Source organism: Pseudoalteromonas sp. MelDa3, from assembly GCF_002863625.1.
Lineage (GTDB): Bacteria > Pseudomonadota > Gammaproteobacteria > Enterobacterales > Alteromonadaceae > Pseudoalteromonas > Pseudoalteromonas arctica.
In genome coordinates this window covers 1-2,069 of record NZ_PJBR01000196.1, presented here as the reverse complement: position 1 = coordinate 2,069, position 2,069 = coordinate 1, and the positions used below count along the sequence as shown (strand labels likewise).

Genomic DNA, 2,069 nt, shown 5'->3' with positions numbered 1-2,069 from the left:
GTGAATTAATAAGCAGATAAACTTATTCAACCTAAAGGTTTTTTCATGAAAATCAGCAGCAATTTCGACAGTGGTAATATCAAAGTTATTGAAGCCACCGATCCTTTAAATATTCAATTAGAAATTAATAAAGATCACCAGTCTGAATTTTATCAGTGGTTTCACTTTCGTCTTGAAACAACGCCTTACCAATTGCATAAGTTAAATATTAATGAGCTTGATAAATCAGCTTACCCAGATGGTTGGGAAGGATATCAAGCCGTTGCATCATATGACCGCCAAACATGGTTTCGTGTACCATCAAGCTATGAAAATGGCACATTAAGCTTTGAAATTGAACCAGAGTGCGGCAGCGTGCATTTTGCTTACTTTGCACCATACAGTTACGACCGCCATTTAGATTTATTGTCTTGGGCACAAAGCCAAGGCGCTTGCCAATTAATAACGCTTGGTGCAACACTTGATGGCCGCGATATGAGTGTACTCAAAATTGGTGAGCCAAGTGAAGATAAGAAAAACATTTGGATCACAGCACGTCAACATCCAGGTGAAACAATGGCCCAATGGTTTGTTGAAGGTCTACTGCACAAACTTCTTGATGACGAAGACCCACATGCAGCTGCGCTTCTATCAAAAGCAGTGTTTTACGTTGTGCCAAATATGAATCCAGATGGCAGCGCACGCGGACATCTCCGTACTAATGCTAAAGGCGTTAACTTAAACCGTGAATGGCAGACACCAAGCATGGAAAATAGCCCTGAGGTTTACCTAGTACTAAATAAAATGCGCGAAGCTGGCTTAGATATGCACTTAGATATACACGGCGATGAAGCTATTCCGTATAACTTTGTGGCAGGCAGTGAAGGTATTCCAAGTTACGATGCTCGTCTTAAAGGCCTTGAAGATAGCTTTAAAGCTGCGCTTTTAACTATTACTCCAGAGTTTCAAGATGAGCATGGCTATCCAAAAGATGAGCCCGGCCAAGCTAACCTCACGGTAGGTTCATCAGCTACTGCTGAAGAATTCAAAGCATTAACGTACACAATTGAAATGCCATTTAAAGACAACAACGATTTACCTGATCCAGACTATGGCTGGTCAGACCGTCGTTCGTATCAATTTGGTCAAGATACGTTAGCGGCAATTGTTAATGTTGTTGATAATTTAAGATAAAACGTTTATTTGAAGGGTATCAATAGTTTTGATGCCCTTTTTGCTTTTAGTAAAACCCCTTTTACAAAAAATAATAATCATATAGCAACTTCATTCCAAAACGTTTTTAACGTTTCTTCGCCGCGTATCATCACCGTATCGGTACAAATCAATCTACTTTCCTTTAAATACTGCTGATGCAGTGCCTTGCAATAGCTACGTAATTAGATATTTTGAAAATTAAGTGTTAACAAAGTTGGGGTACTTAAGTTAAGATTAATTAAATAATGAGTCGGGACGGGAGAGGTAAAACCTTATTTCGTGAAACTTATGTTGCGTAGTAGTTAAAGCAGAGTCTCGTAATTAAAAATAATAAATATAACTATAGAGGATATCCATGGAAGCTTTTGTAAGCGCTGTTAATGATGTTGTTTGGAGTAATGCACTCATCTATTTATGCCTAGGCGCAGGCTTGTTTTATTCAGTATTAACTCGATTTGCTCAAGTTAGACATTTTAAAGAAATGTGTAAGTTATTATTTAGTCCAAACACGTCTGATAAAGGTATCTCATCTTTTCAAGCCCTTGCAGTATCGTTGTCTGGACGAGTCGGTGTTGGTAATATCGCAGGTGTTGCAGCAGCTATCGGTTTTGGTGGACCAGGTGCTATTTTTTGGATGTGGGTTGTTGCTTTTCTAGGTGCAAGCACTGCCTATGCAGAATCTACTTTAGGCCAAATTTATAAAACAGAAGAAAACGGGCAATATCGTGGCGGCCCAGCGTATTATTTTGACCGTTGTTTAGGGCAAAAATGGCTAGCTGTTTTATTTGCTGTTTCGGCAATTATTGCATGTGGTGTTTTTCTGCCAGGCGTACAAGCAAATGCAGTAGGTAATGCGTTTACTCAAGTGTTTGGCG

2 protein-coding genes are annotated in these 2,069 nt (G+C 39.3%); both read left to right on the top strand.

From position 1 onward, the window contains the following. Positions 1–45 precede the first annotated feature (45 nt). Complete coding sequence (locus CXF89_RS19030; RefSeq protein ID WP_121955471.1) at positions 46–1,173, top strand: M14 family metallopeptidase; 1,128 nt, start codon at positions 46–48, stop codon at positions 1,171–1,173. Between the two features lie 376 nt (positions 1,174–1,549). Further along, positions 1,550–2,069: alanine:cation symporter family protein (locus CXF89_RS19025; protein WP_145990849.1), on the top strand; the 520-nt coding region annotated here is incomplete at its 3' end.